Source organism: Streptomyces sp. NPDC104831 (assembly GCF_055583025.1).
On the sequence record NZ_JBVJOT010000011.1, the window covers coordinates 50,447 to 75,555 of the forward strand.

Here is a 25,109-nt window from a genome sequence, read left to right on the forward strand (position 1 = left end):
CTCTTCTCTTCACCCCATCGGCTGAGTCACCGAGCGGGCGGCTTCGCCAGCCCCTTGCTGTAGGCGTACCGCACTGCCTGCGCCCGGTCCTTGAGGCCCGCCTTGGCGAAGAGGTTGTTGATGTGGGTCTTCACGGTCGCTGTCGACACATGCAGCCTGCGGGCGATCTCCTGATTGCCGAGCCCTTCGGCGATCAGCACCAGGACCTCGGTCTCCCGTGTGGTGAGCCCGTCGGGCGGCTGACCGAGGGGCGGTGCGGGTTCGGGTTCCGGTCGCGACAACCGCTCCAGCAGCCGTCTTTGGACGCTCGGCGACAGCCCCGCCTCCCCCGACAGCACATCGTGTACGGCACGCACGATCTCGTCACCGCCCGCGTCCTTGGTGAGGTATCCCCGGGCGCCGGCCCGCAGCGCCGGGAACAGCGACTCGTCGTCCGAGAAGGTCGTGAGCACCACGACCTGGGTTCCGGGGTACTTCGCCCGGATCCTCCGGGTGGCCTCCACACCGTCGCAGCGCGGCATCCTGAGGTCCATCAGGACGACGTCCGGCGCGAGTTCGCCGACCAGCCTGACCGCCTCCTCGCCGTCGCCCGCCGCCCCCACGACCTCCACACCGGGCAGCAGTCCGAGCAGCATCACGATGCCCTCGCGGACCACGGTCTGGTCGTCGGCCACAACCACTCGCGCGATCTTGTTCGGCCCCTCCTTCCCGGTCATACGGGCACCTTCAGTGTCACCACGAACCCTTCTTCGTCCGGCCCCGCGTCCAGCGAACCGCCCAGCAGTTCGGCGCGCTCGCGCATGCCCAGCAGACCGTACCCGCCGCCGGCTCCGTCAAGTTCGCCCGGCCGTCCGCCCGAGTCCCGCACGTTCAGCGTGACTTCGTGCTCGTCGTAGTCGAGCCGCACATCCACTCTGGCGCCATGGGCGTGCTTGCGGACGTTCGTCAGCGCCTCCTGCGCCACCCGCCGCACGGCCTGGGACGCCTCGGCCGGCAGAGGTCTGCGTTCACCTGTGACGGTGACCTCGGCACCGTCGGCCGTGCTGACGAGTTCGGTCAGGAAGTCCTCCAGCGGGGTCAGCTCACCCCGCAGCGCGGACAGCGCCTGCCGGGTCTCGGCGAGTCCGTCGCGGGCCATCCCGCGGGCGGCCACCACGCGCTCCAGGATCCGGTCCCGGTCCGCCCCGTTCTCGATCAGCAGCCGGGCCGCCTCCAGGTGCACGAGCTGCGCCGAGAGGCTGTGGGCCAGTACGTCGTGGATCTCCCGTGCGATGCGGGCCCGCTCGGCGAGCGCGGCCGACTCGGCCTCGGCCGCGCGGGCGGCGCGCTCCTGGGTGAGCAGCCGCTGCGCATTGCCGCGGGCTTCCGCGTCCAGCCGCAGGACGTACCCGGCGAGGGCCAGGCCGGCCACGGTGGCGGCCGTGGTCAGCCAGACGTCGTTGGTGAACGCGGAGTAGGAGGCCAGCGCCACCGACGCGACGGGCACCGCGGCGCCGAGCGGCAGCCGTTCCAGCGCGCCGACCCCGCAGCCGCACCAGATCACGAGGGCCGGCCCTCCGAATCCCGTCGCCTCGGCGGCGACCGCGATGCCGAGGAGCACGCCCATGAGCGCGAGGGACGGCACCAGCCGGTGCTCATAGGTCGTGCGGAAGAAGGCCCAGGAGACGACCGCGGCGAGGGCGACTCCCACGGCTGCCGCGAGCGCTCCCCAGACGCCGACGTGGCGCTGGCTGAAGGCGGCCCACAGCAGTATCGACAGCACGAGCAGGCGGACGGTCCAGGCGAGCAGGCGCCGGGGCCGGCTGAGGCCCAATGGGCCGAGCGCTTCGCGCGACGGCCAGCGTGTCCAGGCGTTCTCCGTCACACGCGCTCCTTCCAGGCCGACGGGTTGTCGCCACCGTACGCCGGGGTGAGACGGCTCTCGGGGCCGAAGGACTGGGCCCGCCACATCAGGGTCCCGCCGCGGACCAGCAGGGTGCCGGCGAGGCCGAGCATCAGCGCGGCACTCTCCTGGTGCAGGCCGAGGGCGGTGCCGAGGGCGAAGACGCCGGCTCGCAGGGCTATACCCACGATCCATACGGCGATGCCGGCCGTGGTGCCCTTGGCCCACACGGTGCCGTCCGGCGTCGTCCAGAGCCGGGTGGTCATGCCCCAGCCGATGCCGGTGGCCAGGCCGATGACCAGTTCGATCGCGAGCAGGGCGGCGGATTCCGCACCGTGGTGGGCGTCGAGTATGCCGGGTTCGCGCAGCGCGACGAGGGTGAGGATCAGCGGCAGCAGCCACCAGCGCCGGTCCGTGTCGATCGCGCGGGCGCGGGACTGCCGCACGATCACCACGGCGACGACGGCCACGATCGCCAGCGCGTTGACGAACCCGGGCATCAGCGCCTCCGTGAGCGAGAAGGTGGTGCGGGAGCGAGCGCTCCCGACACCATCCAAGCTACGGAGAATCGCAGGTCGGAGGATCGGAGCAGGGGTGGATCACGGGTGGAACATCGACGCGGTCCGCCTCCACCCACGGGTGGAGAAACAGTTCGGGGGCGGGGGCGGGGGCGGGGGCGGAGGGGTGGGAGCCGGTCGGCGAGGCAACCAGGCAAGGGCGGACGGGCCCCCCTGCGGCGTAGTGCGCTGGGTGACGGGAGCAGGCGCGTCTGTCCGCCGGGCAGCTCCGCTGTGCCGCGGGGTGACCCGCCGGCACGGTCCTCTCCGGGTTCTCGGACCAGACCGTTTCGTCCCTGCCGATCATGGTGGCAGACAGCTCGGCACGCGGGGAGCGACGGCCGGTGCCGGGTGGCTCGTGGACCGGCGGCCGATGGCGGGCGGCGCCGGTACCGACACGCAAGGACGCCCGGCCCGCATCGGCGGCCGGGGCCGACACCGGCTGAGGGGGCCGACCAGCCGGCCGAGTCGAGCCGCACCGGGGGTGCGGCTGACCATCCACCCGGTACCGCGGGGCCGGCCGACGAGCACGGCCCCCGTTCGCGGGCGCCCGGCCCCGAGCCGATGTCCCTGCCGGTCGACCGCTCCTCCCGGTAGGACCCCGCCGGGAGCTGCCGGCCGCTTCCAGCCCGGGCGGCTTCAGCACCACCCGGCCCCGGCGCCCGGGCCCACACCCCTAGCCGCTCCTGCGCAGCCACCCGCCGGCCCCGGCCTCCCGGCACGCTTCCGACCCTTCGGCCGAGGTCCAGTGGCAGCGGCTACGCGTCGATGCGGGACCGGTCCAGCGTCGCCGCCGAGCTGGAGATGAACTCCTTGCGGGGAGCCACGTCATTGCCCATCAGCAGGTCGAAGACCTGCTCGGCGGCCTCCAGGTCGGAGAGGTTGATGCGGCGCAGGGTGCGGTGGCGCGGGTCCATCGTGGTCTCGGCCAGCTGGTCGGCGTCCATCTCGCCGAGGCCCTTGTAGCGCTGGATCGAGTCCTTGTACCGGATGCCCTTGCTCTGGAACTCCATGAGCTTGTCGCGCAGCTCGCGGTCGGAGTAGGTGTAGACGTACTTCTCCTGGCCCTTCTTCGGCTGGACCAGCTCGATGCGGTGGAGCGGGGGCACGGCGGCGAAGACCCGGCCCGCCTCCACCATGGGCCGCATGTAGCGCTGGAACAGCGTCAGCAGCAGGCAGCGGATGTGCGAGCCGTCCACGTCGGCGTCGGTCATCATGATGATCTTGCCGTACCGGGCCTGGTCGATGTCGAAGGTGCGGCCCGAGCCGGCTCCTATGACCTGGATGATCGCCCCGCACTCGGCGTTCTTGAGCATGTCGGTCACCGACGACCGCTGCACGTTCAGGATCTTGCCGCGGATGGGCAGCAGGGCCTGGAACTCGGAGTTCCGCGCCAGCTTGGCCGTACCGAGCGCGGAGTCGCCCTCGACGATGAACAGCTCGCTGCGGTCGACGTCGTCGCTGCGGCAGTCGGCGAGCTTGGCCGGCAGGGACGAGGACTCCAGGGCGGTCTTGCGGCGCTGGGCGTCCTTGTGCTGGCGGGCCGCGACCCGGGTCCGGGCGGCGGCGACCACCTTCTCCATGACGACCCGGGCCTGGGCGGCGGCGTCGCGCTTGGTGGCCGTCAGGAACGCCTTCAGCTCGTTGCCGACCACGTTGTTCACGATGCGGCGGGCCGCCGAGGTCCCGAGAACCTCCTTGGTCTGCCCCTCGAACTGCGGCTCGGCCAGGCGGACCGTGACGACGGCGGTCAGACCCTCCAGGGCGTCGTCCTTGACGACATTGTCCTCGGCCACGCGCAGCAGCTTCTTGGCGCGCAGCACGTCGTTCATGGTCTGCGTGAGCGCCTGCTCGAAACCGGCGACGTGGGTGCCGCCCTTCGGGGTGGCGATGATGTTGACGAACGACCTGACCGTCGTGTCGTAGCCGGTTCCCCAGCGCAGCGCGATGTCGACACCCAGCTCGCGGGTGACCTCGGTCGGGGTCATCTGGCCGTGTTCGTCCAGGACCGGGACGGTCTCCTTGAAGGTGCCCTTGCCCGAGAAGCGGAGGACGTCGCAGATCGCCCTGTCGTTCGCCAGGTACTCGCAGAACTCGCTGATGCCGCCGTCGAAGCGGAAGGACTCCTCGCCCTTGCTTCCGCCCTCGCCGAGGCCGAACTCGTCTCGGACGACGATGGTCAGGCCAGGCACCAGGAACGCGGTCTGCCGGGCACGCTGGTGCAGGTTCTCCAGGGAGAGCTTGGCGTCCTTGAGGAAGATCTGCCGGTCGGCCCAGTAACGCACACGCGTGCCGGTGCGCGTCTTGGGGATCTTCTTGGTCTTGCGCAGACCGCTCTTGGCCTCGAACTTCGCCTCGGCGCCGTCGGCGGCGAATGCCCCGGGCACGCCCCGCCGGAAGCTGATCGCGTGCGTGTGGCCGCCGCGGTCCACTTCGACGTCGAGACGGGCGGAGAGCGCGTTGACCACGGAGGCGCCGACGCCGTGCAGGCCGCCGGAGGCCGCGTAGGAGCCGCCGCCGAACTTGCCGCCGGCGTGCAGCTTGGTCATGACGACCTCGACGCCGGACAGGCCGGTCCGCGGCTCCACGTCCACGGGGATGCCCCGGCCGTTGTCCCGCACCTCCACCGAGCCGTCGTCGTGGAGGATCACCTCGATGCGGTCGCAGACGCCCGCGAGGGCCTCGTCCACCGAGTTGTCGATGATCTCCCACAGGCAGTGCATCAGACCGCGGCTGTCGGTCGAGCCGATGTACATACCGGGGCGCTTGCGCACGGCCTCGAGGCCCTCGAGGACGAGCAGGTGCCGCGCGGTGTAGTTGGAACCGTCGCGGTCTGCTCCTGCCAGCAGCGCTGTGGACGGCACGGACGTCTCGGCGGTCACGCGGTTCGCTCCTCGCTGAATTTCAGATGGCCCCCTTCTGGGTAAGGGGGCGGCTTCGGTCGCCGCTCAGAGGGTACCGAGCCCTGGTAGAGCCGGTGTAACGCCACCCTCGGCGGCCCTTCACACTAGTCCAGCCTCGCATGCCTGTTCGATCCCTCGATGGAGTGAAGCACATATCACGTTCCCTTTGGGGCATGAACCATTTAGGCTCCGGGCACGTCCTCATGAACAACCGGCAACCCAGCCGGGAGGACGAGACAGCAAGAGCGCGAACCCGTACGCACACAAGACACGCAATACGGCACATTCGCCGCCAACCGGCAGCAGACAGCCGTCCCCGGAAAAAATTTTTCGCGGAAAGGCCACGAGCGGGAACGTTTTCGGGCTGGTTGGATGTTGACCCTGGTACGACAGCTCGTCGAGCTAGAGAAGAGGCGACGTGACTACTGTTCTGACCCCCGCGAGCCCGCTGACGGCCGCCGATCGCTGCGACCGCTGCGGCGCCCAGGCATACCTGCGCGTCGTCCTGCTCAGCGGCGGAGAACTGCTCTTCTGCGCCCACCACGGTCGCAAGTTCGAGCCGGAACTCAAGAAGATCGCCGCTGAGATACAGGACGAGACCGAGCGACTGACGTCCGTTCCGGGTACCGCTACCGAAGAAGAGCGCTGAATCTCGCACACACGACGAGCCAGCCCCGGCACAGGCCGGTGATCGGGCGGCCGCTCCCCACCAGGAGTGGCCGCCCGTGCTCATGCCCGCCCACGCCGCTCAGGAGCGACCGTGGGACCGGTTCCCGACCCCTGCGCCCGGCTGCAGAGCCCGTTTCCTGGCCCCCACGGCCGGCTCCAGAGCCCGTACGACCTCGGAGACGCGCGTGTAGACGCCGGGGTGTTCCGGCTGCCCGCAGCCGCTCCCCCACGACACCAGGCCGATCAGCCGCCCCTCGGCCACGAGAGGGCCACCGCTGTCGCCCTGGCAGCCGTCGGGCCCTCCGGCGAGCTCGCCGGCGCACAGCATCGTGGTGGCCTGGTAGGCGCCCTCGGGGCCGCCCGGGTAGGCCTTGGCGCACACGTCGTCGGGCAGTACGCGTACGCGTGCGGCACGCAGTCGCCGCGCATAGGCTCCCTCACCGGTCGTGTCGCCCCATCCGGACACCAGCGCCTCCGCGCCGGGCCGATAGGCCGCGTCCCCCGCGCGGGCCATGGCGATGACCGCGCTCCCCGGCAGCGGCCTGGCCAGCACGGCGATCGCGTAGTCCCCGGAGTTGGTCGTGCGGTCGAACCGGGGATTGAGCCGGATCTCCCGTACGGCGATCTCCTCGCCCTCCGATGACAGCAGGTCGGTGCGGCCGGCGATGACCTTCAGGTCGCGCACCCGGTTCGGCGGCACCCCGAGGGCTTCTTCGCTCAGGCAGTGGGCCGCCGTGAGCACCGTGGTCCGTCCGATGGCCACGGCGCCGCAGAACTGCCCCGCCCGGGTTCCGCCGAACAGGTCACGGCTGGCCAGTGCGACCGTCCACGGCGCCTGGGAGACGTCGATCGGGAAGCCCCCGACGACCACGCTGCCTGCGGCCGGGTGGGCCGGGCCCACCAGGGGTACGGCGGCCATGGCGGCCGCCAGCGCCAGTGGCCGGATCAGTGCCCGGGCAAGGGAACGGCGCATGCGGGCTCCTCACTCCAAGGTCTTCCTGGGGCACCCAGAGTGATCCACCGCGCCGGATCGCGCAGCACGAAGGCCCGGCTCCCGCGACGGGAGCCGGGCCTTCGGCGTCGTACGGCCGTGACCTAGTCGAGGTAGTCGCGCAGCACCTGGGAGCGCGACGGGTGGCGCAGCTTCGACATGGTCTTGGACTCGATCTGGCGGATGCGCTCACGCGTCACGCCGTAGACCTTGCCGATCTCGTCGAGGGTCTTCGGCTGGCCGTCGGTGAGACCGAAGCGCATGGAGACGACGCCGGCCTCGCGCTCGGACAGGGTGTCCAGCACGGAGTGCAGCTGCTCCTGCAGGAGTGTGAAGCTGACCGCGTCGGCGGGCACGACGGCCTCGGAGTCCTCGATGAGGTCACCGAACTCGCTGTCGCCGTCCTCGCCCAGCGGGGTGTGCAGGGAGATCGGCTCACGACCGTACTTCTGGACCTCGATGACCTTCTCCGGGGTCATGTCGAGTTCCTTGGCCAGCTCCTCCGGGGTGGGCTCGCGGCCCAGGTCCTGGAGCATCTGGCGCTGCACGCGCGCGAGCTTGTTGATGACCTCGACCATGTGCACCGGGATACGGATGGTGCGGGCCTGGTCGGCCATGGCGCGGGTGATCGCCTGACGGATCCACCAGGTGGCGTACGTGGAGAACTTGTAGCCCTTGGTGTAGTCGAACTTCTCGACCGCGCGGATCAGACCGAGGTTGCCTTCCTGGATGAGGTCCAGGAAGAGCATGCCGCGGCCGGTGTAGCGCTTGGCCAGGGAGACCACCAGACGGAGGTTGGCCTCCAGGAGGTGGTTCTTGGCGCGGCGGCCGTCCTCGGCGATGATCTCCAGCTCGCGCTTGAGCTTCGGGGCGAGCTTGTCGGAGTTGGCGAGCTTGTCCTCGGCGAAGAGACCGGCCTCGATGCGCTTGGCCAGCTCGACTTCCTGCTCGGCGTTGAGGAGGGGGACCTTGCCGATCTGCTTCAGGTAGTCCTTGACCGGGTCGGCGGTGGCGCCGGCCGCGGCGACCTGCTGCGCGGGCGCGTCGTCCTCGTCCTCGTCGGACAGGACGAAGCCGGCGCTCTCGGTGCCCTCGGGCTCGTCGGCGACCTTGGTGTCCTCGAGAACCTCGTCCTCGAGAAGCTCGACGTCGTCCTTCTTGGCGGTGGTCTTCTTGGCGGCCGTCTTCTTCGCGACGGTCTTCTTGGCGGTCGCCTTCTTGGCGGCCGTCGTCTTCTTCGCGGCGACCTTCCTGGTGGCGGCTTCCTCGGCGGAATCAGCTGCGGGCGCGGCGGTGGGCGCCGCGGGGGCGGCCGTGGTGGCGGTGGCCTTCCGGGTGGTCACCGTCTTCGCCGCGACCGTCCTGGTGGCGGTGCGCTTGGCCGGGCTCTTCGCTGCGACGCTCTTGCGGGTGCGCTTGGGCTCTGCGGCACTGACCATCAGCGTCACACCCTCTTCCTCAAGAATCTGGTTGAGGCTGCGCAATACGTTCTTCCACTGAGTGGCCGGGATCTGGTCAGCTTCGAAGGCCCGACGCACATCGTCGCCGGCGATCTGCCCCTCAGCCTTTCCCCGCTCAATGAGCGCCATGACAGAGACGGACTCGGCGATCTCCGGCGGGAGCGTACGGGATGTGCTGGCCGACACGAACAACCTCTCGGAACGTTGGAAAACGGCTTCCGGCACCGTCCACTGCGGACAGGAGCCGACCACCGGCCTGGGGATGGGCCGACGGCGCGGGCGGGGGCCGGGGAGATGCACAGCGCCATGCATGGCGTCCGTATTCCCTCCGCGGCTGTCACCTCTTAGGTCATCGCGCTGTCCCCGCGAGCGTTACGCCCATTCTGCGTGGCCCGAGTCACACCCCGTAAGTAGTCAAAAGCGGTCAGATACGCGCAGATGAGATCATCGGTGGCCTTTGCCCCGGTCGCCCCTCAGACCGGGGGCCTGTCGCACGGCCGGACGCCGCCGGACAGAAGGTCCGGCGAGGTCCGGCGGCGGCCGGTACCCGGGCCCGGCGCCGCCGCGAGCACCGCCAGGACGCCGCACACTGGCGACCGCACCACGTCCCTCGCGGGTCAGTGCTCGCGCGGGGCGGGCACAACGCGCTCCACCTCGGGGTGGACCGTGAGCAGCTGGCGCATCGCCGTCTCCGCCGCCGTGCCGTCACCGGTGCCGAGGGCGTCGACGATCCGCGCGTGCTGGGCGAGCGACGCCTCACTGGGGCGGTCACATGCGGTGACCGGGCCGCCGGAGACGTGGAGTGCCGCCGAGACGATGCCGGAGAGGTGCTCCAGCATGCGGTTGCCGGCGATCTGGATCAGCATCGCGTGGAACTCGGTGTCCGCGCGCGCGTAGGTGAGCGCGTCGCCCTGCGCCATGGCGTGGCTCATGATCTCGACCATGTCGCACAGGCGCTGCTGCACCTCCTCACGCCCGTGGCCGGCGGCGAGGCGGGCGGCCAGCGGCTCGATCGTCCAGCGCAGCTCGCTGAGCTCCCGGCGCTGGTCGTCGCGCTGCGGCCCGAAGGCCCGCCACTCGATGATGTCCGGGTCGAGGAGGTTCCAGTCGCTGACGGGACGCACGCGCGTGCCGACGTTCGGGCGGGCGCTGACCAGGCCCTTGGCCTCGAGGACGCGGAGGGACTCGCGGACGACGGTGCGGGAGACCTCGAAGCGCTGGCCGATCTCCTCCGGCACCAGCGGGCGGTCCGCGCCCAGGTCGCCGGAGACGATCATCTGTCCCAGCTGCTGGACGAGTTGGCCGTGCAGTCCGCGTCCGCGGCTGGCCGCGGCCCGCCGGCCGACACGGCCGAGTTCGGGTTCCCCGGCGTCCCAGGCGGACGTGCCGACGCGGTCGGCCGCCGGGCCTTCGGCGTAGGGGTAGCGGTCGAGTTCGCCCGGGCCGACCAGACCTGAGTCTGCGGAGCGGGCGGCGGTCATCATGGTGTGCGCAAGGGTACTCACGGATCCTTTGTCGGCGTCGCCTCCAACTCCCTTGAGGTCTTTGGTGAAAAGCACACGAAAGGGTGATCGCTCACCCCGTCGCAATTGACGCCTTATCGGAAATAAATGTGCTTTCTGCGAGGAGTTGTGAGCAGAGCAGGGTCGGAAGTGCGCGAAGCACGGTCAGCGAAGCCGGGTCCGCAGCGCCGTGAGCAGATACGCGCAGAGGAGCGCCGCGAGCGACAACGCCAGTGCTCCGGCGAAGGGTTGGGCGAGGATCCGCGCGGCGGCGAGCAGGTACCGGTCGCCTCCGAAGGGCCACTGCAGCAGGAAGAGCTCCCGCATCCGCACGGGAAAGTCCGCCGCCAGGCGCACGGCCGGGCCCTGGAACGCCTTGTGGACAAGGGGTACGAGGAGGACGGGCACGGCCAGCACGGCGGCCAGCCCGGCCGTGGTGGACCGGAACACGCCGGCCGCCAGCACACCGGCCCAGGCGCAGCCCACGATCAGCCCGAACCAACTGGCGGTCAGCGGGAGCCAGTCCGGGGGAGCTTCCGTCAGCTCCCGCCCGTAGACGAGGTAGAGCACTTCGGCGTCGCAGCCCAGGGTGAGGAAGGCGAGCAGCCACGCGGTGGCTCCGCTGACGAGCAGTTTCGCGGTGAGCAGCCCCAGTCGGCGGGGGACGGTGCCGCGGTCCGCCGCCAGGGCGGGGTGACGGAACTCGTCTCCGAAGGCCAGCGCGCCGAGCAGCCCCGCTCCCAGCGCCGCGGGGGGCAGCGGCAGCCCACGCGGCCAGGCCGCGAACAGGCGTGCCTGCGGGGTGTGGCCGGTGCGGGCCAGGAGTACGGCGGTGAGCGCGGACACGACGAGTACGGCGCCGCAGGTGAGGAAGCCGGTGCCGACGCCGGCGGCGCGCCGGATCTCGTAACGGAGCGGGCGGAGGGGGCTCGGGGCGGGGCGGACGGAGATGGGGGGCGGGAGGGGGGAGGAGGTGAGGGGCGCGCGGTCGTCGGGGCGGCCCGCCGGGCCGGCCGCCTGCCGGGCGCCGGGGCTCCTCGCCCCCGGCAGACGGAGACGGGCCCCGAGGATGGCCGTCGCGGGGATGGACGTGCCGTCGGTCCGCGGCTTGGAGGGGGACGCGTCCGCGCCACGCCCGGTCTCCTGAGTGGTCGTCGCGTCGGCGGGCCGGCCGCCGTCGCGCTTGCCCGCGGACTCGGTGCGGCGGTGCCACGGTCGTGCGGTACTTCCCGGCGCCTCGGCGGACGGGCCGTTCGCGCCGGGCGCGGTGCCGGGGTGCGCCGGGCCGTCGGCCGGGGAGGCGGCGGTGGCCGGGGCCGCGTCGCGGGGCGGAGTGCTGGAGACGGCCGCGGAGTGGTCCCATTCGGTGTGCCGTGCGGCGGACCCGGAACGCCCGCCGCCGGTGTCCCGCGCCCACTGCGGGGCCGAACGGCCGGGGGCCGTCCGCCCTTCGGCCATCGGGGACAGGCCGGCCATCACCCGCTTCGTCTCCGATGCCGGCGGTTCGGACGGGGCGTGTTCCCGCGTCCCGGCCTGGCGGCGGGATGCCGTCGCGTCTCCCGGCGAGGGTTCCTGGACCGGGGCGTGCGGCCCGGACACGCCGCGGTCGAAAGCCGTTGAGCGGGGGGCAGCCGGGTCCTGTTCCGGGCGGGGCCGCCGGTCGTGATACGCCGAGTCCGGTCCGGCCGGCCGGCCGTCGGGGTGTCCGCCCTCGCCTCTGACGGCGCCGGCTCCGGGGCCCATGTCGCCGACCTCGTCGGCCAGTTGGTGGACGAGGATGCCGTGGCGGAAGGCGATCTCACCGATGTCGGCGGTCGTGCTGCCGTACACCGACAGGCGGTTGCCGCCCTCGCGTACGACTTCGACGGAGCGGCGGGCGGTGCGGGCGTCCTTGGCGAGCAGGGCCGCGAGGCGGGCCGCGTGGGGGCTGCGGACGGCCACTCGCCGACGCAGCCTGGTACGGGCGAAGGCCCTTGCCTCCTGGTCGGCGACGAGCCTGCCGCCGTCGAGCGTGACGACGCGGTCGGCGGTCCGTGCGGCCTCCTTGGGCACGGCCGTGGTGAACAGCACCGTGCCGCCCTGGTCGGCGTGGGCCCGCAACATGCCGTGCAGCCACTGGGCCTCCCGGGCGGGGAGGCCGTCGGCGGGCTCGTCCAGGACGAGCGTGTGCGGGTCGGGCAGCAGGGCGCAGGCGAGACCGAGTCGGCGGTCCATGCCGCGCGACAGCGTGCCGAGGCGTTCCTCGCGGAAGCTGACGAGGCCGACCACTTCGAGCACCTCGTCGGCCCGTCGTGCGGGAACTCCCGCCGCCGCGCACAGCATGCGCAGATGGCCGCGGACCGAGCGTGCCGGATGACCGGGCACGTCGCCGAGGAGTACGCCGACTTCACGCGACGGGTGGGCGATCCGGTGCAGGGGCCGGCCTCTGAAGCAGGTGATACCGCGCCCCTGTTGGAGCTCAAGCATCAGTTTGAGCGTCGTGGTCTTCCCCGCGCCGGCGCGTCCGAGGAGCGCGGTGACTTGCCCGGCACGCGCTTCGAAGGAGACGTCGTCGACGGCGGGCGGATGCGCCTTGCGGGAATTGCTGGTCAGTCCGAAGGCCTGGATCACCTGCAGCAAGATAGCGCGACATGTCTGGTTTTTCGGGTATAAGGCGATTTACGGGAAGGTGCCGCGCGACCTGACCCCCGCTTTGTCCGCCGTTCGAAGGAGCCCGCGGTCGACGCGAACACCCCACGGCTGACGGCTGACGGCTGACGGCTGACGGCTGACGGCTGACGGCTGACGGCTGACGGCTGACGGCTGACGGCTGACGGCTGACGGCTGACGGCTCAGGAGATCACCGTGCCGCTTTCCCGTGGGTCAGACCTCGGGGCGCAGCATCGGCGGGTTGAGCAGCGTGGCGCCGCCGGCCCGGAAGAGCTGCGCCGGCCGGCCGCCCTGGCGCGTGGTCGTCCCTCCGGTGGGGACGAGGAAGCCGGGGGTCCCGGTCACCTTGCGGTGGAAGTTGCGCGGGTCCAGGGCCACGCCCCACACCGCCTCGTACACCCGTCGCAGCTCGCCGACGGTGAACTCGGGCGGGCAGAAAGCGGTGGCCAGCGACGAGTACTCGATCTTGGAGCGGGCGCGTTCCACCCCGTCCGCGAGGATCCGGGCGTGATCGAAGGCGAGGGGTGCCACGGGCTCGCCGTCGCGGCCGTAACCGCCTTGTTCGAGCAGTTCCTCGACCGGGGCCCAGCGGGCGTTGCTGGCGTCGCCGCCGGCCCGTGGTGCGGGCAGGTCGGGTGCGAGCGCGAGATGCGCCACGCTGACGACGCGCATGCGCGGATCCCGCTCCGGGTCGCCGTAGGTGGCGAGCTGCTCCAGGTGGGCCCCGTTGTCCTGCGCCGGGGCCGCGGGGTCGTGGGCGCAGAGCCCGGTCTCCTCGGCCAGCTCGCGCGCCGCCGCCTGGGACAGATCCTCGTCGGCCCGCACGAAGCCTCCGGGCAGTGCCCAGCGCCCCTGGAAGGGAGGCTCCCCCCTGCGTACCGCCAGCGCGCACAGGGCATGGCGGCGCACGGTCAGCACGACCAGGTCCACGGTGACGGCGAAGGGCGGAAACGCTGACGGGTCGTAGGGCATGCCGCGATCATAGTCGTCTTCCTGACGATAAACACTCCCCGCGATGGCCGCACCGGTGCCGTTCCGCTTCCTTGCGGTGCGGGCGCGGGACCGGGTCGCCCTTCGCCGGCCGGGTGGTCCTGCGCGCGGTCGTCCTCCTCCCCTGCGAGGTCACGCGCCCGGTTGTGAAGGGAGCGCCGATGGCACCCGACCCGCTGAGGCCGTGTTGCCGCCCCTGCTTGACGCCGCGCGCGGGTTCACGCCAGCCCGTGTTCGTCACCGGGACGCCGATCGACTGGTCGAGGTGTTCGCGCGGACCTTGCCGGGCGCCCAGGGCGAGCCGGTGGACGGAGCGGGCCGGTGCCGAGGAGGTGGACGGCGGTGGTGGTCAGGCGGGGCACGGCGCGCACCGGCCGGCGGTCATGCGTCGCCCTCGGGCCGTGGGCGTACGCCGTTCGAGGGGGCGCCGCCGGTCGCGGTGTCTTCGGGGCGGGTGGCGCGCGTGCGCCCGATGCTCGCTCCGCGGGTGCCGGGCCGGGTCGGTCCGGCCGGGGCCGACCGGGGGCGGGAGTCGGCCGGCCTGCGCCGGTCGGCCTTGGTCCGGGCTGCGTGACGGTCGTCGTCACGGGCCGCGCTGCGCGACCGGCGCCTGCGCTGCCCGCCCGGCCGGGAACCGCAGCCGTGGCCGTCCGCCGGGGTCCCGGGTGCCGGAGCCGGGTCCTGAGCGGGCTCGGCGGGCGCCTGCCGGGATTCCGGAGCCTGGAGGGGCTCGGCGAGTGCCTGCCGCGGTGCCGGGTCCGTCCGGCCGGTGGCCGGCTCCGGTGGGTCCGACGGGTTCTGGGCGCGCAGGCAGCGGCGGACCGCTTCCGGGTCGAGTCCTTCGTTGCACGCCTGGTGCAGCAGGCGTGCGAAGAGGTAGTCGGGGTCCGCGCCCAGCGCCATGGCCAGTGCCTCGCGCGCCTCCAGTTCGTCGCCCGTGGACCATGCCACCCAGCCCGCGAGGGTCAGCGGCGCGGCGGCGTGCTCGCTGTAGGGGCCGACGCAGCGGCGGGCCAGGGCGCGCCAGAGCCGCAGTGCGGGGCCTGCCACGTCTCCTTCCATCCAGGCGGCGGCCCTGTCGCGGGTCATGCGGTCCTGGAGCCCGAGGATCAGGGCCGCCGCCTCGTCGGCGTCGAGGAGGCCGTCGTCGCGGACGTCCGCCGGGTGGGTGCCGGACACCGGGGTCGTCGCGGCCAGGCGGTGGATGACCCGCTCGGCGAGGAGGAGGGTCTCCTCCGCCACGCCCCGGCGGGTCGTCTCGTCCAGGATGCGGGGCACCAGGCTCATGCCCGCCGCGTCGAGGGCGATCTCCTGGTCCAGCGCCGCGGTGGACTCCCAGGGCTGCAGCCGGGCGCGCAGTTCCTTCAGCGTGCCGCGCACCTGGAGGCCGGCGTAGGTGGCCGCCGCGGCGAGTACGGAGGTGCCGGGCAGGCCCATCGGCGAGCCTTCCTCGGGGCAGCAGCCCGTGACCGGGCAGCAGTACGACCAGAAGCGTCCGTCCGAGACGCACAGGGCCTCGACGACCGGCACGTCGAGGCTGCCGCACTCGGTGCGCATCAGCTGGGCGAGCCTCGTGAGCCGTTGTTTGACCTCCCGGCCGGTCTCTCCGGGGCCCGGTTCCTGGCAGACGTAGGCCACCATGCCCTCGGGCCGGGCGCCGCGCCGCTCACTGCCGGTCACCAGTCCGCGGGCCAGCTGCCGGGCGGCGGCCTCCCAGTCCTCCTCGCTCGCGGGGATGCCGAGCCGGGCCCGGCCGCCGAACCTGCCGCGGCCTTGCCGGTCGTGCAGGGCGACGAGCACCATGCTGTCCTCGGGGCGGTAGCCGAGCAGGTAGGGCAGGGCGTCGGCCAGTTCGGCGGGGGTGCGCAGGGTGACCTGCGCGGTGTGGTCGACGGGTCCGGCGGACGGGTCGTGCCCGGAGATGTCGTCGTTTCCGAAGGGTCCGGCGGTTTCGCTGTGATTCGTCATGCGCCGACGATCTCGCGGATCCTCGGATTCCGCTTGACCCTGTGGATAACTCGGATCAGGGACACGACAACGCCGTCCTGGTTGTCCACAGCCCCGGCCCGGGCCCGCCCGGTTGTCGGTCCCGTCCTGTTGTATGGAACGCATGGAACACACGAGCAACGCGGATCTCCGAGCAGAGGCCGATGCCGTTCTCGCCCGGCTCGTCGGGGATGCCACGGGCGCCGCCCGGCTGCGCGAGGACCAGTGGCGCGCGATCGAGGCGCTGGTCGCCGACCGGCGCCGGGCCCTGGTCGTCCAGCGCACGGGCTGGGGCAAGTCCGCGGTGTACTTCGTCGCGACCTCGCTGCTGCGGGCAAGAGGCAGCGGTCCCACGGTGATCGTCTCGCCGTTGCTCGCGCTCATGCGCAACCAGGTGGACGCGGCGGGCCGGGCCGGCATCCACGCCCGGACGATCAACTCGGCCAACACCGAGGAGTGGGACGCCGTCCAGGCGGAGATCGCGGCGGGCGGGGTCGACGTGCTGCTCGTCTCGCCGGAGCGGCTGAACAACCCCGACTTCCGCGACCAGGTGCTGCCCAAGCTGTCCGCCGCCACCGGTCTGCTGGTCGTGGACGAGGCCCACTGCATCTCCGACTGGGGCCACGACTTCCGCCCCGACTACCGCCGGCTGCGCACCATGCTCGGCGAGCTGCCCTCCGGCGTGCCCGTGCTGGCGACCACCGCCACGGCCAACGCCCGGGTGACCGCGGACGTCGCGGAGCAGCTCGGCACGGGCGGCGCGTCCGACGCGCTGGTGCTGCGCGGGCCGCTGGACCGGGAGAGCCTGAGCCTCAACGTGCTGCGGCTGCCGGACGCCGCGCACCGGATGGCCTGGCTCGCCGACCACCTCGACGACCTGCCGGGTTCCGGCATCGTCTACACGCTCACTGTGGCCGCCGCCGAGGAGGTCACCGCCTTCCTGCGGCAGCGCGGGCACACCGTCGCCTCGTACACGGGCAAGACGGAGAACGCCGAGCGGCAGCAGGCGGAGGACGACCTGCTCGCCAACCGCGTCAAGGCTCTGGTGGCCACCTCCGCGCTCGGCATGGGTTTCGACAAGCCGGACCTCGGTTTCGTCGTCCATCTCGGCTCGCCCTCCTCCCCCATCGCCTACTACCAGCAGGTCGGCAGGGCCGGGCGCGGCGTCGCCCACGCCGAGGTGCTGCTGCTGCCGGGCAAGGAGGACGAGGCCATCTGGGAGTACTTCGCCTCGCTGGCCTTCCCCTCCGAGGACCTGGTCCGGCGCACCCTCGACGTCCTCTCGCGGGCGGACGGGCCGCTGTCGCTGCCCGCCCTGGAACCGCTGGTCGAGCTGCGCCGTTCCCGTCTGGAGACGATGCTGAAGGTCCTCGACGTGGACGGTGCGGTGCGGCGGGTCAAGGGCGGCTGGACGGCCACCGGGCAGCCGTGGTCGTACGACGCCGAGCGCTATGCGTGGGTGGCCCGGCAGCGCGCGGCCGAGCAGCAGGCGATGCGCGAGTACGCGACGACCACCGAGTGCCGGATGGAGTTCCTCCAGCGCCAGTTGGACGACGAGGGCGCCAAGCCGTGCGGCCGCTGTGACAACTGCGCGGGGCCGCGCTTCACCTCGGGCCTGTCCCCGGCGGCCCTGGAGGCGGCGCGGAGCGACCTCGGCCGGGCCGGGGTGGAGGTGGAGCCCCGGCGGATGTGGCCGACCGGGCTCCCGGCCATCGGTATCGCCCTCAAGGGGCGCATCCCCGCGGGCGAACAGGCCCTGCCCGGACGGGCCCTCGGGCGCCTGTCGGACATCGGCTGGGGCAACCGGCTGCGTCCGCTGCTCGCGCCGCAGACGCCGGACGCGCCGGTGCCGGACGACGTGGCGCGAGCCGTGGTCGACGTGCTGGCCGACTGGGCGCGTGGGCCCGGCGGCTGGGCCTCCGGCGCGTCCGACGCCCCGGCCCGGCCGGTGGGCGTGGTCACCATGGCCTCGCGCGGCCGGCCCCGGCTGATCCACTCCCTGGGCACGCACATCTCCGAGGTCGGTAGGCTGCCCCTGCTCGGCTCGGTGGAGTACGCAGGGGACGCGCCCCGCATGCCGCGCAGCAACAGCGCACAGCGGCTGAAGGCCCTCGACGGGGCGTTGACGGTGCCGCCCGCCCTGGCGGCTGCGCTCGCCGCGGGCGAGGGTCCGGTGCTGCTGGTCGACGACTTCATGGAGACGGGCTGGACCCTGGCGGTCGCGGCCCGTCTGCTGCGCAGGTCCGGAGCGCGTGGCGTGCTGCCACTGGTCCTCGCCGTCCAGGGGTGAGCACCGGATCAGCGCTGGTCCGGGCCGCCGCGTGCCGTTCGCGGCGGCCCGCCGGCGCGGGGGCGGACGGCGCAGGCGTCGACGGTCCGGCCTTTGGGTAGGGATATAAGCCACGCACTACCAGATAACCCTCGGCGGCACCAATTGCTCGTTGCCGCAACCCAGTTCGACAGGAAGAATTGAAGTCCGCCACCTGCACGACTCACCCGTGATCCGGTTGGGCTCCGCTGCGGTGCGCGCTCCCCCGCATCCACCTCGCCCGCAGCACGGGCGCGTAGCCGAAGGGAGGAACGTGACCTTCGGATTCGCATCGTCCTCGGCGGCCTCGTTGTCGACGCCCCCGTCCGCCGCTTCCGCCAGCCGTCTGCTCGAACCTGCGGAGTGGGCCGCCGCCGGAATCCCTCTGCTGCGCAACCCCCGTGAGGTCGTCAGCGGCCTGCACACCCGCCACCACCCGAAGCCGCTGACGGCGGTCGTGGCCGTGCTCGACCCGGACGAGCGGCTGCGGGCGAGCGCCTCGTTCACGCGCCGGACCGCCCCGGCCGACGGCTGGATGTTCCGCAACGCGCTGCTGGCCCAACTGCGCAGGGTGATCCCGCACGACCTGCGTCGCCGCACCCCCGTGCGCACGGCCGTCCTGCTCTACTGCCGTGAGGGCGACGCGCGTTGGACCGAGGAGGACGGTGCCTGGATGTGGGGGCTGCGCGACGCCTGCACCCTGCACGGGTTGCGCTGCGGCGCGTACATCACGCTGACCCACGACGGCTGGCAGGTGCTCGGCGAGGGACGCGGCGGGCGCCGGCCCAACGCGCACTCGGCGCCGGAACCGTTCGCCGCGTCGCAGTCCCCGCCGCTCGCGCCGCGTACCGGCGGTCCGGTCTCCGACGTCCTGCGCCGGGCGGCGGCCCGCTGACCGGCGCGGTGCGGGCGGTACGACGAAGCGTGCCGCCGACCGGCCGGATGCCCGTGCGGCCGTCCGGCCGGTGCGCGACGACCGGGCCGCGCAGCGTGCGCGGGAAGTCTCAGCAAGGGGCACCCTGTGGGTACACCTGTCCCGGCTCCGGCCCCTGCGGGTCCTGTGCCTGTCGGAGGGCGCACCGGTCGCCACGGCCCCCGGTCGTCCGCCGGGATCACGCCGCGGAGGCACCCGGCGACCGTTGCCGGTCGCACCGGCGGGGCGCGCGTCCGGTCCGGCAGGCACCGCCGTGACGGCCCGGATCACTGCCCGGCACGACCGCTGCCGGCGCTTGCCGGGCCGCCCGCGGAAGGGCAGCCCCTACCGTCACGGCCCGTTGTCCGGGCACGCCGAAAGCCGCGCCGTGCGGATCCCGCCCGAGCGGCCCCTTCGGCACCTCGGTGTCCCGAGGTGCCGGACGCGCCTCAGACGCCCGCGCCCAGCACCGAGTTGATCTGCTGCGGGTCGCCGCAGACGATCAGCAGTGCACCGGCACGGGCGTGGGCCAGCGGGAGGGCGGTGGCGGCCACGGAGGCGGGGCCTCCGTTGACGGCCACGACGACCACCGGGCGGGAGGCGGCACGGGAGGCGACGGCGGCGTCCGCGTAGAAGACGTCGTCACCTGCGTCGTGCTGCGCCCAGTAGGACGTTTCACCGAAGGACAGTTCGTGTTCGGCCCACGGGTGCTGGGCACCCGTGGTGATCACGAGCACGTCGCCGGGGGCGCGGCCCGAGTCCAGGAGCAGGTCCACCGCCTCCTCGGCGGCGTCGAGCGCACCCTCGGCCGAAGCCGGGATCAACTGGATCTGCGGGCTCGCCGCGGCGGCGGGAGCGGCCGGGCCGGAGGGGCCGGGCTGGGCCGGAACCACGTCTCGCGGTGTGCGCTGCGCCGGCGGCGTGGGCCGCAGAGGGCCGGGACGACCGGGGCGGGACGGAGCCGCGGGGCGGGGGCCGGGTACGGGGCGGGGGGTCGGCGCGGTGCGGCCACTGGCCGGAGTGGCGCGGGGACCCTGGGCACTCTCGTGAATCTGAGGCTCCTCGGGAATGAGAGGCATGAGCTGATTTTTATCAAACGTTGGTGCGGTGCGGATGACCGGGTGGCACATCAGTGCGAGCGGAACCGTCAGAAATCGAAGCCGAGCTGACCCTCAATTTCCGGAACGCTTCCGTCCGCCCAGTTGCGGACCTTCTTGAGGTGCCGCCACTGAGGCAACGCATCAAGATACGCCCATGACAAACGGTGGTGCGGGGTGGGCCCCCGCTCCGCCAGCGCGGCCTTGTGCACGGGCGACGGATACCCGGCGTTGTCCGCAAATCCGAAGTCTGCATGGTCGACACCCAGTTCGGCCATCATTTTGTCGCGCTGAACCTTGGCGATCACCGACGCCGCCGCGACGGCCACACACGACTGATCGCCCTTGATCACCGTGCGGACCTGCCAGGGAGCGCCGAGGTAGTCGTGCTTCCCGTCGAGGATCACGGCGTCGGGGCGGACCGGCAGGGCGTCCAGGGCGCGCACCGCGGCCAGCCGCAGCGCTGCCGTCATCCCCAGGTGGTCGATCTCCTCGGGGGAAGCATGCCCCAGCGCGTAGGCCGTCACCCATGCCCGCAGGGTCTCGGCGAGTTCGGTGCGCCGTTTGACCGTGAGCAGCTTGGAGTCGGTCAGGCCCTCGGGCGGGCGGCGCAGTCCGGTGATCGCCGCGCAGACCGTGACGGGACCGGCCCACGCGCCGCGCCCCACCTCGTCGACACCGGCAATGACCTTCGCTCCGGTCGTGGCGCGCAGGGAGCGCTCGACGGTGTGAGTAGGCGGTTCGTACGGCATGGCGCCCTTAGCGTACGCTCCCGGGATCGTCGCGCGACACCCCGGTCTCCCCGTGGGCGCGAGGGGTCCCGGCGCGGGCCGTCAGGCTCCGTAGGGCCGCAGCAGCGGGAGCATCAGCAGGTCGACCATCTCTTCGAGATCTTGATCGTCCCATTCGCTCGCGCACACCTTCGACCGGTACATCATCATGGCCGGGATGGCGTCGAAGACATAGCCGTTGGCCGCGTCATCCCGGACCTCTCCCCGCTCTATTCCGCGGACGATGACCTGGCGCACCAGCTCCACGGTCGGCTCGACCACGCTCCCGAGGATCACCCCTTCGAAGCGCTCCGCCTGCACCTGATCGCATTCGTGAATGACCGAACGCAGTGCGGCGCCGGGCCGTGAGTACATGATCTGCCGCACCTGCCGGCACAGGGTGAGGAGGTCCTCGCGCACGCTGCCCAGGTCCGGGGCCTTCTCCACCCGGGGCAGCCCGGACACCAGGGCGTCCGCGACCAGGTCCTCCTTGGAGGGCCAGCGGCGGTAGACCGCCGCCTTGCCGGTGTGGGCGCCGGCCGCGACGCCCTCCATGGTCAGGCCCTTCCAGCCGACCGTACTGAGCTGTTCCAGGGCGGCGTCCAGGATCGCCCGCTCCAGCACCGCACCGCGCCGGCGTGGGGAGGCCGTCCCGGCGGACGCGGCCGTACAGCGCGAGGTAACCATCTGTGTTTCTCCAGCTTGCGAGGTGAGCGGGACTTCCGGGGCAGTGGCGCCGCGCCGCGGCAAGGGGGACGCGGGGCGCGACGCGCGGCTGAGTGAACGCTTGCGTTCACTGTCGGAGACTCACTACCGTGGGCGCGACAGTGAACGCGAGCGTTCACTAATGCCTGTATGGGGGACCCATAGTGACAACCTCTCAGCTTCTCGCAGACGACCAGAAATCGGGCGCGGCCCGCCGGGCGGGGCACCCCGGCATCGCCCTCACCGTCATCGCGGCCTGTCAGCTCATGGTGGTACTCGACGCGACGATTGTGAATATCGCCCTCCCGCACATTCAAGAAGCGCTCAGCTTCAGCACGACCGACCTGACGTGGGTGGTCAGCGCCTACACGCTCACCTTCGGCGGCCTGCTGCTGCTCGGCGCGCGGGCCGGTGACATCCTCGGCCGCCGCCGGGTGTTCATGGCGGGCATCCTGCTCTTCACCTTCGCCTCGCTCCTGGGCGGCCTGGCCCAGGAACCCTGGCAGCTGCTGGCCGCGCGGGCCCTGCAGGGAGTGGGCGGCGCGATAGCGTCCCCCACGGCGCTGGCGCTGATAACGACCACCTTCCCCGAAGGCCCGGAACGCAACCGGGCCTTCGGTGTGTTCGCCGCCGTGTCCGCCGGCGGCGGTGCCATCGGCCTGCTCGCGGGCGGCATGCTCACCGACTGGCTCGACTGGCGATGGGTGCTGTTCGTCAACGTGCCCATCGGTGTGCTGATCGCGTTCCTCGCGCCGCTGTACATCAACGAGTCCGTGCGCCATCCGGGACGCTTCGACCTCGCCGGCGCCCTCACCTCCACGATCGGCATGGCGTCGCTGGTGTACGGGTTCATCCGCGCCGCGGAGGACGGCTGGCGGGACGGACTCACGATCGGGTCCTTCGCCGCGGCCGTGGTGCTGCTGCTCGCCTTCGTCTTCATCGAGCTGCGGGCGAAGGAGCCGATCACCCCGCTCCGGATGTTCGCGGACCGGAACCGCTGGGGCACCTATGTGATCATGCTGTGCCTGGCCGCGGCGATGTTCGGCATGTTCTTCTACATCGTGCTCTTCGTGCAGAACGTGCTCGGCTACAGCGCCATCAAGGCCGGTTTCGCCTTCCTCCCCGTGACGGCCGCGATCGCGGTGGGCGCGGGCCTGTCGCAGCGCTTCCTGCCGGTGTTCGGTCCCAAGCCGTTCATGATGGCCGGCGCGGCGCTGGTGACGGCCGGGCTGGCCTGGCAGACCTTCATCAAGCCCGACAGCACCTACACGGGCGGAGTGCTGGGCCCGATGCTGGTGTTCGGCTTCGGTATGGGCCTGACCTTCGTGACGGCCACCGTCACCGCCGTGGCCGGTGTCGCCCAGCATGAGGCGGGCGCGGCCTCGGGTCTGCTCAACGCCATGCAGCAGGTCGGCGGTTCGCTCGGCCTGTCCATCCTGACGACCGTCTTCGGGTCGGCCAGCACCGACGAGGCGAAGAAGCAGCTGCCGAAGTTCCTCGCCGACGGCTCGCCGGAGCAGAAGGCGCAGTTCGCCACGACGCACCAGCTGCCCGCGCCGTGGGGGCACGACGTGCTCGCCCACGGCATCTCCACCGCCTTCGTCCCGGCCGCCGCGATGGCGGCACTCGCCTTCGTCACCGCCGCACTGGTGCTGAGGGTCCGCAAGAGCGACCTGGACTCCCTCGCCGGCACGGCGGGCCCGCACCTGGGCTGATCCGGGCCACATCGCGCGAAGCCGCGGCCGGCCGGGCCCCTGCCGGACAGCGGACGGCGCCCACGGGGACCCGGCCGGCCGCGTCACGGTCGCCAACGCCCGCAAGAGAAGGAGGCGCGGAGCCGGGCCCGGTCCGGCTCCGCACTGCGGCAACGGCAACGGCGGACCGGACACCATCTCGCACCCCTCCGTCCCCGTCATCGCACCTGCGGCCCGCCCGTACGCGAACACGGCAGGCGACGGACACCGGGACAACGAGCGACGGTGACGCACGGTTCCCATCACCGCACGGAGAGTCCTCGCCGGCGCGACCAAGGCCGGGCCCGGGCGCCGGCAGGGGCGGTCAGACGCCGGTGGGGCCGGTGGGCACCCAGTCCGGCAGTGCCTCCGTGTGACCGGCCCACTCGGCGGGCGGGCTCCCCGCCCGGGCGGCGGCCAGCACACCGCCCACGATCGCGCAGGTGGTGTCCACGTCCCCGCCGACCTGGGCCGTGGTCCAGAACGCCGTCGGATAGTCGCCAAGGGAGCGAGCGGCGGACCAGAGGGCGAAGGGGACCGTGTCGTGGGCGGTCGTACGGCGTCCGCAGCCCAGGACGGCCGCGACGGTGCCCGCGTCGCCGTAGTCGAGCATGTCCCGGGCGCGGCGCAGGCCCTGGCCGACCGCGCTCTTCGGTACGAGGGCGATGACGCCGTCGAGGAGGGCCTCCGGGGCGGGCGGACCGTCCGGGGAACCGGCGAACGCCGCCGCGGCGGCCACGGCCATGGCCCCGACCACGGCCTCCCGGTGCTGATGCGTGGTGTAGGCCGAGATCTCCGCCTGGTGGGTCGCCTGCTCCGGATCGTCCGCGTACCACGCCCCGAGAGGCGCGATCCGCATCGCCGCGCCGTTGCCCCAGGAGCCCTGGCCGTTGAACAGCCCGGCGGCCAGCCGGCGCCAGTCCTCGCCCTCCCGGACCAGGCGCAGCAGCCGGTTGACCGCGGGGCCGTACCCGCGGTCGAAGTCGTGGTGCTCGGCGAAGGAGCGGGCGAGCGCGTCCTGGTCGACGCGGTGATGGGCGGCCAGGACGGCGACCACGGAGCAGGCCATCTCGGTGTCGTCCGTCCACTGCCAGCGGCCCGGCGGCAGCTCGCGGCGCTTGAGCAGGGGAAGGTTCGCGGGGACGAAGAACTGGGAGCCCAGCGCGTCCCCCACGGCCAGTCCGCGCAGGCTCGCCAGAGCGCGCTCCAGGCGTCCGGGGGAAGAGGAGTCAGCGGTCATCGCCCTGCCAGCCTATCCGGTGACCCAGTGCGGCACCGGCTCGCGCCAGCGTTCGAAGGGCCGGTCGAGTGTGTACTTGCCGTCCTCTCCCAGAACGAGCATCCGCATCTCGGCGTTCCCGGGATTGGACAGCGACTCGAATTCCGCGACCGTCCAGTGGAACCAGCGCATGCAGAACAGCCGCATGGCGAGCCCGTGGGTCACCAGGAGCACGTTCGGGGGGTGGTCGGGGGCCTCGAAGCTGCGGTAGAGGCTTTCCAGGAACCCGCCGACCCGGTCGTACACGTCGGCGCCGGACTCGCCCTGCGGGAAGCGGAAGAAGAAGTGCCCGTACGCGTCCCGGTACGCCTTCTGCAGGCGCACGTCGTCGCGGTCCTGCCAGTTCCCCCAGTCCTGCTCGCGCAGCCGGGGCTCCTCCCGGACGCGTATCAGCTCGGGGTCGAGCCGGAAGGCGCGGAGGGTCTCGTGGGTACGCCGGTACGGGGAGACGTACACGCTCACCCGCTCCCTGCCGAACAGCTCGCGGAGCCGCTCCCCGGTCTCCTCGGCCTGCCGCCGTCCGCGCTCGGTCAGCGCGAGGGCGTGGTCGGGCTCGCGCTCGTACACGGAGTCGTCGACGTTGCCCGTGGACTCGCCGTGCCGGACAAGGACGATGCGCCGTGGTCGTGCCATGCCGAAACCCTAGATCGAACGGCGGCCGGTCGAGCACTCCTACCGGCTCCATACGGCGTAGGTCACACGAATCCCGCGCGCC

The 25,109-nt window shown here is 72.4% G+C and carries 19 protein-coding genes; 4 read left to right on the forward strand and 15 right to left on the reverse strand.

Features of this window, described 5'->3' with window-relative positions:
• Nucleotides 1-26: 26 nt before the first annotated feature.
• From ACZ63H_RS10620 to ACZ63H_RS10635, 4 genes are all read right to left on the reverse strand, one after another.
• Nucleotides 27-716 carry a response regulator transcription factor gene (locus ACZ63H_RS10620; protein WP_469863547.1) on the reverse strand — a complete coding sequence of 230 codons (690 nt, stop codon included), beginning with the start codon at nucleotides 714-716 and terminating at the stop codon, nucleotides 27-29.
• Nucleotides 713-1,864: a sensor histidine kinase gene (locus tag ACZ63H_RS10625; RefSeq protein WP_469863548.1), complete on the reverse strand. Its 1,152-nt coding sequence runs from the start codon at nucleotides 1,862-1,864 to the stop codon at nucleotides 713-715. Before ACZ63H_RS10625 ends, ACZ63H_RS10620 begins: the two co-directional genes overlap by 4 nt.
• Nucleotides 1,861-2,382 (reverse strand): DUF1453 domain-containing protein, encoded by a 522-nt coding sequence (locus ACZ63H_RS10630; RefSeq protein ID WP_469863637.1) that lies wholly within the window; start codon nucleotides 2,380-2,382, stop codon nucleotides 1,861-1,863. The genes ACZ63H_RS10625 and ACZ63H_RS10630 overlap by 4 nt, the downstream gene beginning before the upstream one ends.
• A gap of 815 nt (nucleotides 2,383-3,197) precedes the next feature.
• Complete coding sequence (locus ACZ63H_RS10635) at nucleotides 3,198-5,321, reverse strand: DNA gyrase/topoisomerase IV subunit B (RefSeq protein WP_467943137.1); 2,124 nt, start codon at nucleotides 5,319-5,321, stop codon at nucleotides 3,198-3,200.
• A gap of 439 nt (nucleotides 5,322-5,760) precedes the next feature.
• On the opposite strand from ACZ63H_RS10635, the gene ACZ63H_RS10640 reads away from it, so the two are divergent.
• A complete protein-coding gene (locus tag ACZ63H_RS10640; protein WP_469863549.1) occupies nucleotides 5,761-5,991 on the forward strand; it encodes a DUF7455 domain-containing protein in 231 nt (76 codons plus the stop codon).
• A gap of 99 nt (nucleotides 5,992-6,090) precedes the next feature.
• Here the strand turns inward: ACZ63H_RS10640 and ACZ63H_RS10645 are convergent, their stop codons facing one another.
• From ACZ63H_RS10645 to ACZ63H_RS10670, 6 genes are all read right to left on the reverse strand, one after another.
• Nucleotides 6,091-6,984: a serine protease gene (locus tag ACZ63H_RS10645; RefSeq protein ID WP_469863551.1), complete on the reverse strand. Its 894-nt coding sequence runs from the start codon at nucleotides 6,982-6,984 to the stop codon at nucleotides 6,091-6,093.
• A 122-nt stretch (nucleotides 6,985-7,106) separates the two neighbouring features.
• Entirely contained in the window at nucleotides 7,107-8,648 is a 1,542-nt protein-coding gene (locus ACZ63H_RS10650; protein WP_469863552.1) for an RNA polymerase sigma factor, read from the reverse strand.
• Nucleotides 8,649-9,079: 431 nt separating this feature from the next.
• Nucleotides 9,080-9,967 (reverse strand): FadR/GntR family transcriptional regulator, encoded by an 888-nt coding sequence (locus ACZ63H_RS10655; RefSeq protein ID WP_469863554.1) that lies wholly within the window; start codon nucleotides 9,965-9,967, stop codon nucleotides 9,080-9,082.
• Nucleotides 9,968-10,129: 162 nt separating this feature from the next.
• Entirely contained in the window at nucleotides 10,130-12,574 is a 2,445-nt protein-coding gene (locus tag ACZ63H_RS10660) for an ABC transporter ATP-binding protein (protein WP_469863556.1), read from the reverse strand.
• A 252-nt stretch (nucleotides 12,575-12,826) separates the two neighbouring features.
• The gene (locus tag ACZ63H_RS10665) at nucleotides 12,827-13,585 is read right to left on the reverse strand and encodes an NUDIX hydrolase (protein ID WP_467943115.1); all 759 of its coding nucleotides are present in this window, start codon (nucleotides 13,583-13,585) and stop codon (nucleotides 12,827-12,829) included.
• Between the two features lie 399 nt (nucleotides 13,586-13,984).
• Nucleotides 13,985-15,571, reverse strand: coding sequence for a DUF4192 domain-containing protein (locus ACZ63H_RS10670; RefSeq protein ID WP_469863557.1), 1,587 nt, complete (start codon nucleotides 15,569-15,571; stop codon nucleotides 13,985-13,987).
• Nucleotides 15,572-15,713: 142 nt separating this feature from the next.
• Here ACZ63H_RS10670 and ACZ63H_RS10675 point away from each other — a divergent pair, with 142 nt between their 5' ends.
• Both ACZ63H_RS10675 and ACZ63H_RS10680 read left to right on the forward strand, forming a co-directional pair.
• Nucleotides 15,714-17,879: a RecQ family ATP-dependent DNA helicase gene (locus ACZ63H_RS10675; protein WP_469863559.1), complete on the forward strand. Its 2,166-nt coding sequence runs from the start codon at nucleotides 15,714-15,716 to the stop codon at nucleotides 17,877-17,879.
• 292 nt (nucleotides 17,880-18,171) lie between these two features.
• Nucleotides 18,172-18,792, forward strand: a complete 621-nt coding sequence (locus ACZ63H_RS10680) for a hypothetical protein (RefSeq protein ID WP_469863560.1) — start codon at nucleotides 18,172-18,174, stop codon at nucleotides 18,790-18,792.
• Between the two features lie 467 nt (nucleotides 18,793-19,259).
• On the opposite strand, the gene ACZ63H_RS10685 is transcribed toward ACZ63H_RS10680, so the two are convergent.
• From ACZ63H_RS10685 to ACZ63H_RS10695, 3 genes are all read right to left on the reverse strand, one after another.
• Nucleotides 19,260-19,889, reverse strand: a complete 630-nt coding sequence (locus ACZ63H_RS10685) for a hypothetical protein (RefSeq protein WP_469863561.1) — start codon at nucleotides 19,887-19,889, stop codon at nucleotides 19,260-19,262.
• Between the two features lie 68 nt (nucleotides 19,890-19,957).
• A complete protein-coding gene (locus ACZ63H_RS10690; protein WP_469863562.1) occupies nucleotides 19,958-20,659 on the reverse strand; it encodes a ribonuclease HII in 702 nt (233 codons plus the stop codon).
• Between the two features lie 81 nt (nucleotides 20,660-20,740).
• A complete protein-coding gene (locus tag ACZ63H_RS10695) occupies nucleotides 20,741-21,364 on the reverse strand; it encodes a TetR/AcrR family transcriptional regulator (RefSeq protein WP_469863564.1) in 624 nt (207 codons plus the stop codon).
• Nucleotides 21,365-21,546: 182 nt separating this feature from the next.
• On the opposite strand from ACZ63H_RS10695, the gene ACZ63H_RS10700 reads away from it, so the two are divergent.
• Nucleotides 21,547-23,097, forward strand: coding sequence for an MFS transporter (locus ACZ63H_RS10700; protein WP_469863565.1), 1,551 nt, complete (start codon nucleotides 21,547-21,549; stop codon nucleotides 23,095-23,097).
• A 343-nt stretch (nucleotides 23,098-23,440) separates the two neighbouring features.
• Here the strand turns inward: ACZ63H_RS10700 and ACZ63H_RS10705 are convergent, their stop codons facing one another.
• Together ACZ63H_RS10705 and ACZ63H_RS10710 are read right to left on the reverse strand one after the other, a co-directional pair.
• A complete protein-coding gene (locus ACZ63H_RS10705; protein ID WP_469863566.1) occupies nucleotides 23,441-24,355 on the reverse strand; it encodes an ADP-ribosylglycohydrolase family protein in 915 nt (304 codons plus the stop codon).
• A gap of 12 nt (nucleotides 24,356-24,367) precedes the next feature.
• Nucleotides 24,368-25,027 (reverse strand): histidine phosphatase family protein, encoded by a 660-nt coding sequence (locus tag ACZ63H_RS10710; RefSeq protein ID WP_469863568.1) that lies wholly within the window; start codon nucleotides 25,025-25,027, stop codon nucleotides 24,368-24,370.
• Nucleotides 25,028-25,109: the final 82 nt, after the last annotated feature.

What these genes read in the sequence shown, in the direction of transcription:
- ACZ63H_RS10620 (WP_469863547.1), bottom strand. Translation starts at nt 716, where the DNA reads ATGACCGGGAAGGAGGGGCCGAACAAGATCGCGCGAGTGGTTGTGGCC.
- ACZ63H_RS10630 (WP_469863637.1), bottom strand. Translation starts at nt 2,382, where the DNA reads ATGCCCGGGTTCGTCAACGCGCTGGCGATCGTGGCCGTCGTCGCCGTG.
- ACZ63H_RS10645 (WP_469863551.1), bottom strand. Translation starts at nt 6,984, where the DNA reads ATGCGCCGTTCCCTTGCCCGGGCACTGATCCGGCCACTGGCGCTGGCG.
- ACZ63H_RS10665 (WP_467943115.1), bottom strand. Translation starts at nt 13,585, where the DNA reads ATGCCCTACGACCCGTCAGCGTTTCCGCCCTTCGCCGTCACCGTGGAC.
- ACZ63H_RS10670 (WP_469863557.1), bottom strand. Translation starts at nt 15,571, where the DNA reads ATGACGAATCACAGCGAAACCGCCGGACCCTTCGGAAACGACGACATC.
- ACZ63H_RS10675 (WP_469863559.1), top strand. Translation starts at nt 15,714, where the DNA reads ATGGAACACACGAGCAACGCGGATCTCCGAGCAGAGGCCGATGCCGTT.
- ACZ63H_RS10685 (WP_469863561.1), bottom strand. Translation starts at nt 19,889, where the DNA reads ATGCCTCTCATTCCCGAGGAGCCTCAGATTCACGAGAGTGCCCAGGGT.
- ACZ63H_RS10690 (WP_469863562.1), bottom strand. Translation starts at nt 20,659, where the DNA reads ATGCCGTACGAACCGCCTACTCACACCGTCGAGCGCTCCCTGCGCGCC.
- ACZ63H_RS10695 (WP_469863564.1), bottom strand. Translation starts at nt 21,364, where the DNA reads ATGGTTACCTCGCGCTGTACGGCCGCGTCCGCCGGGACGGCCTCCCCA.
- ACZ63H_RS10705 (WP_469863566.1), bottom strand. Translation starts at nt 24,355, where the DNA reads ATGACCGCTGACTCCTCTTCCCCCGGACGCCTGGAGCGCGCTCTGGCG.
- ACZ63H_RS10710 (WP_469863568.1), bottom strand. Translation starts at nt 25,027, where the DNA reads ATGGCACGACCACGGCGCATCGTCCTTGTCCGGCACGGCGAGTCCACG.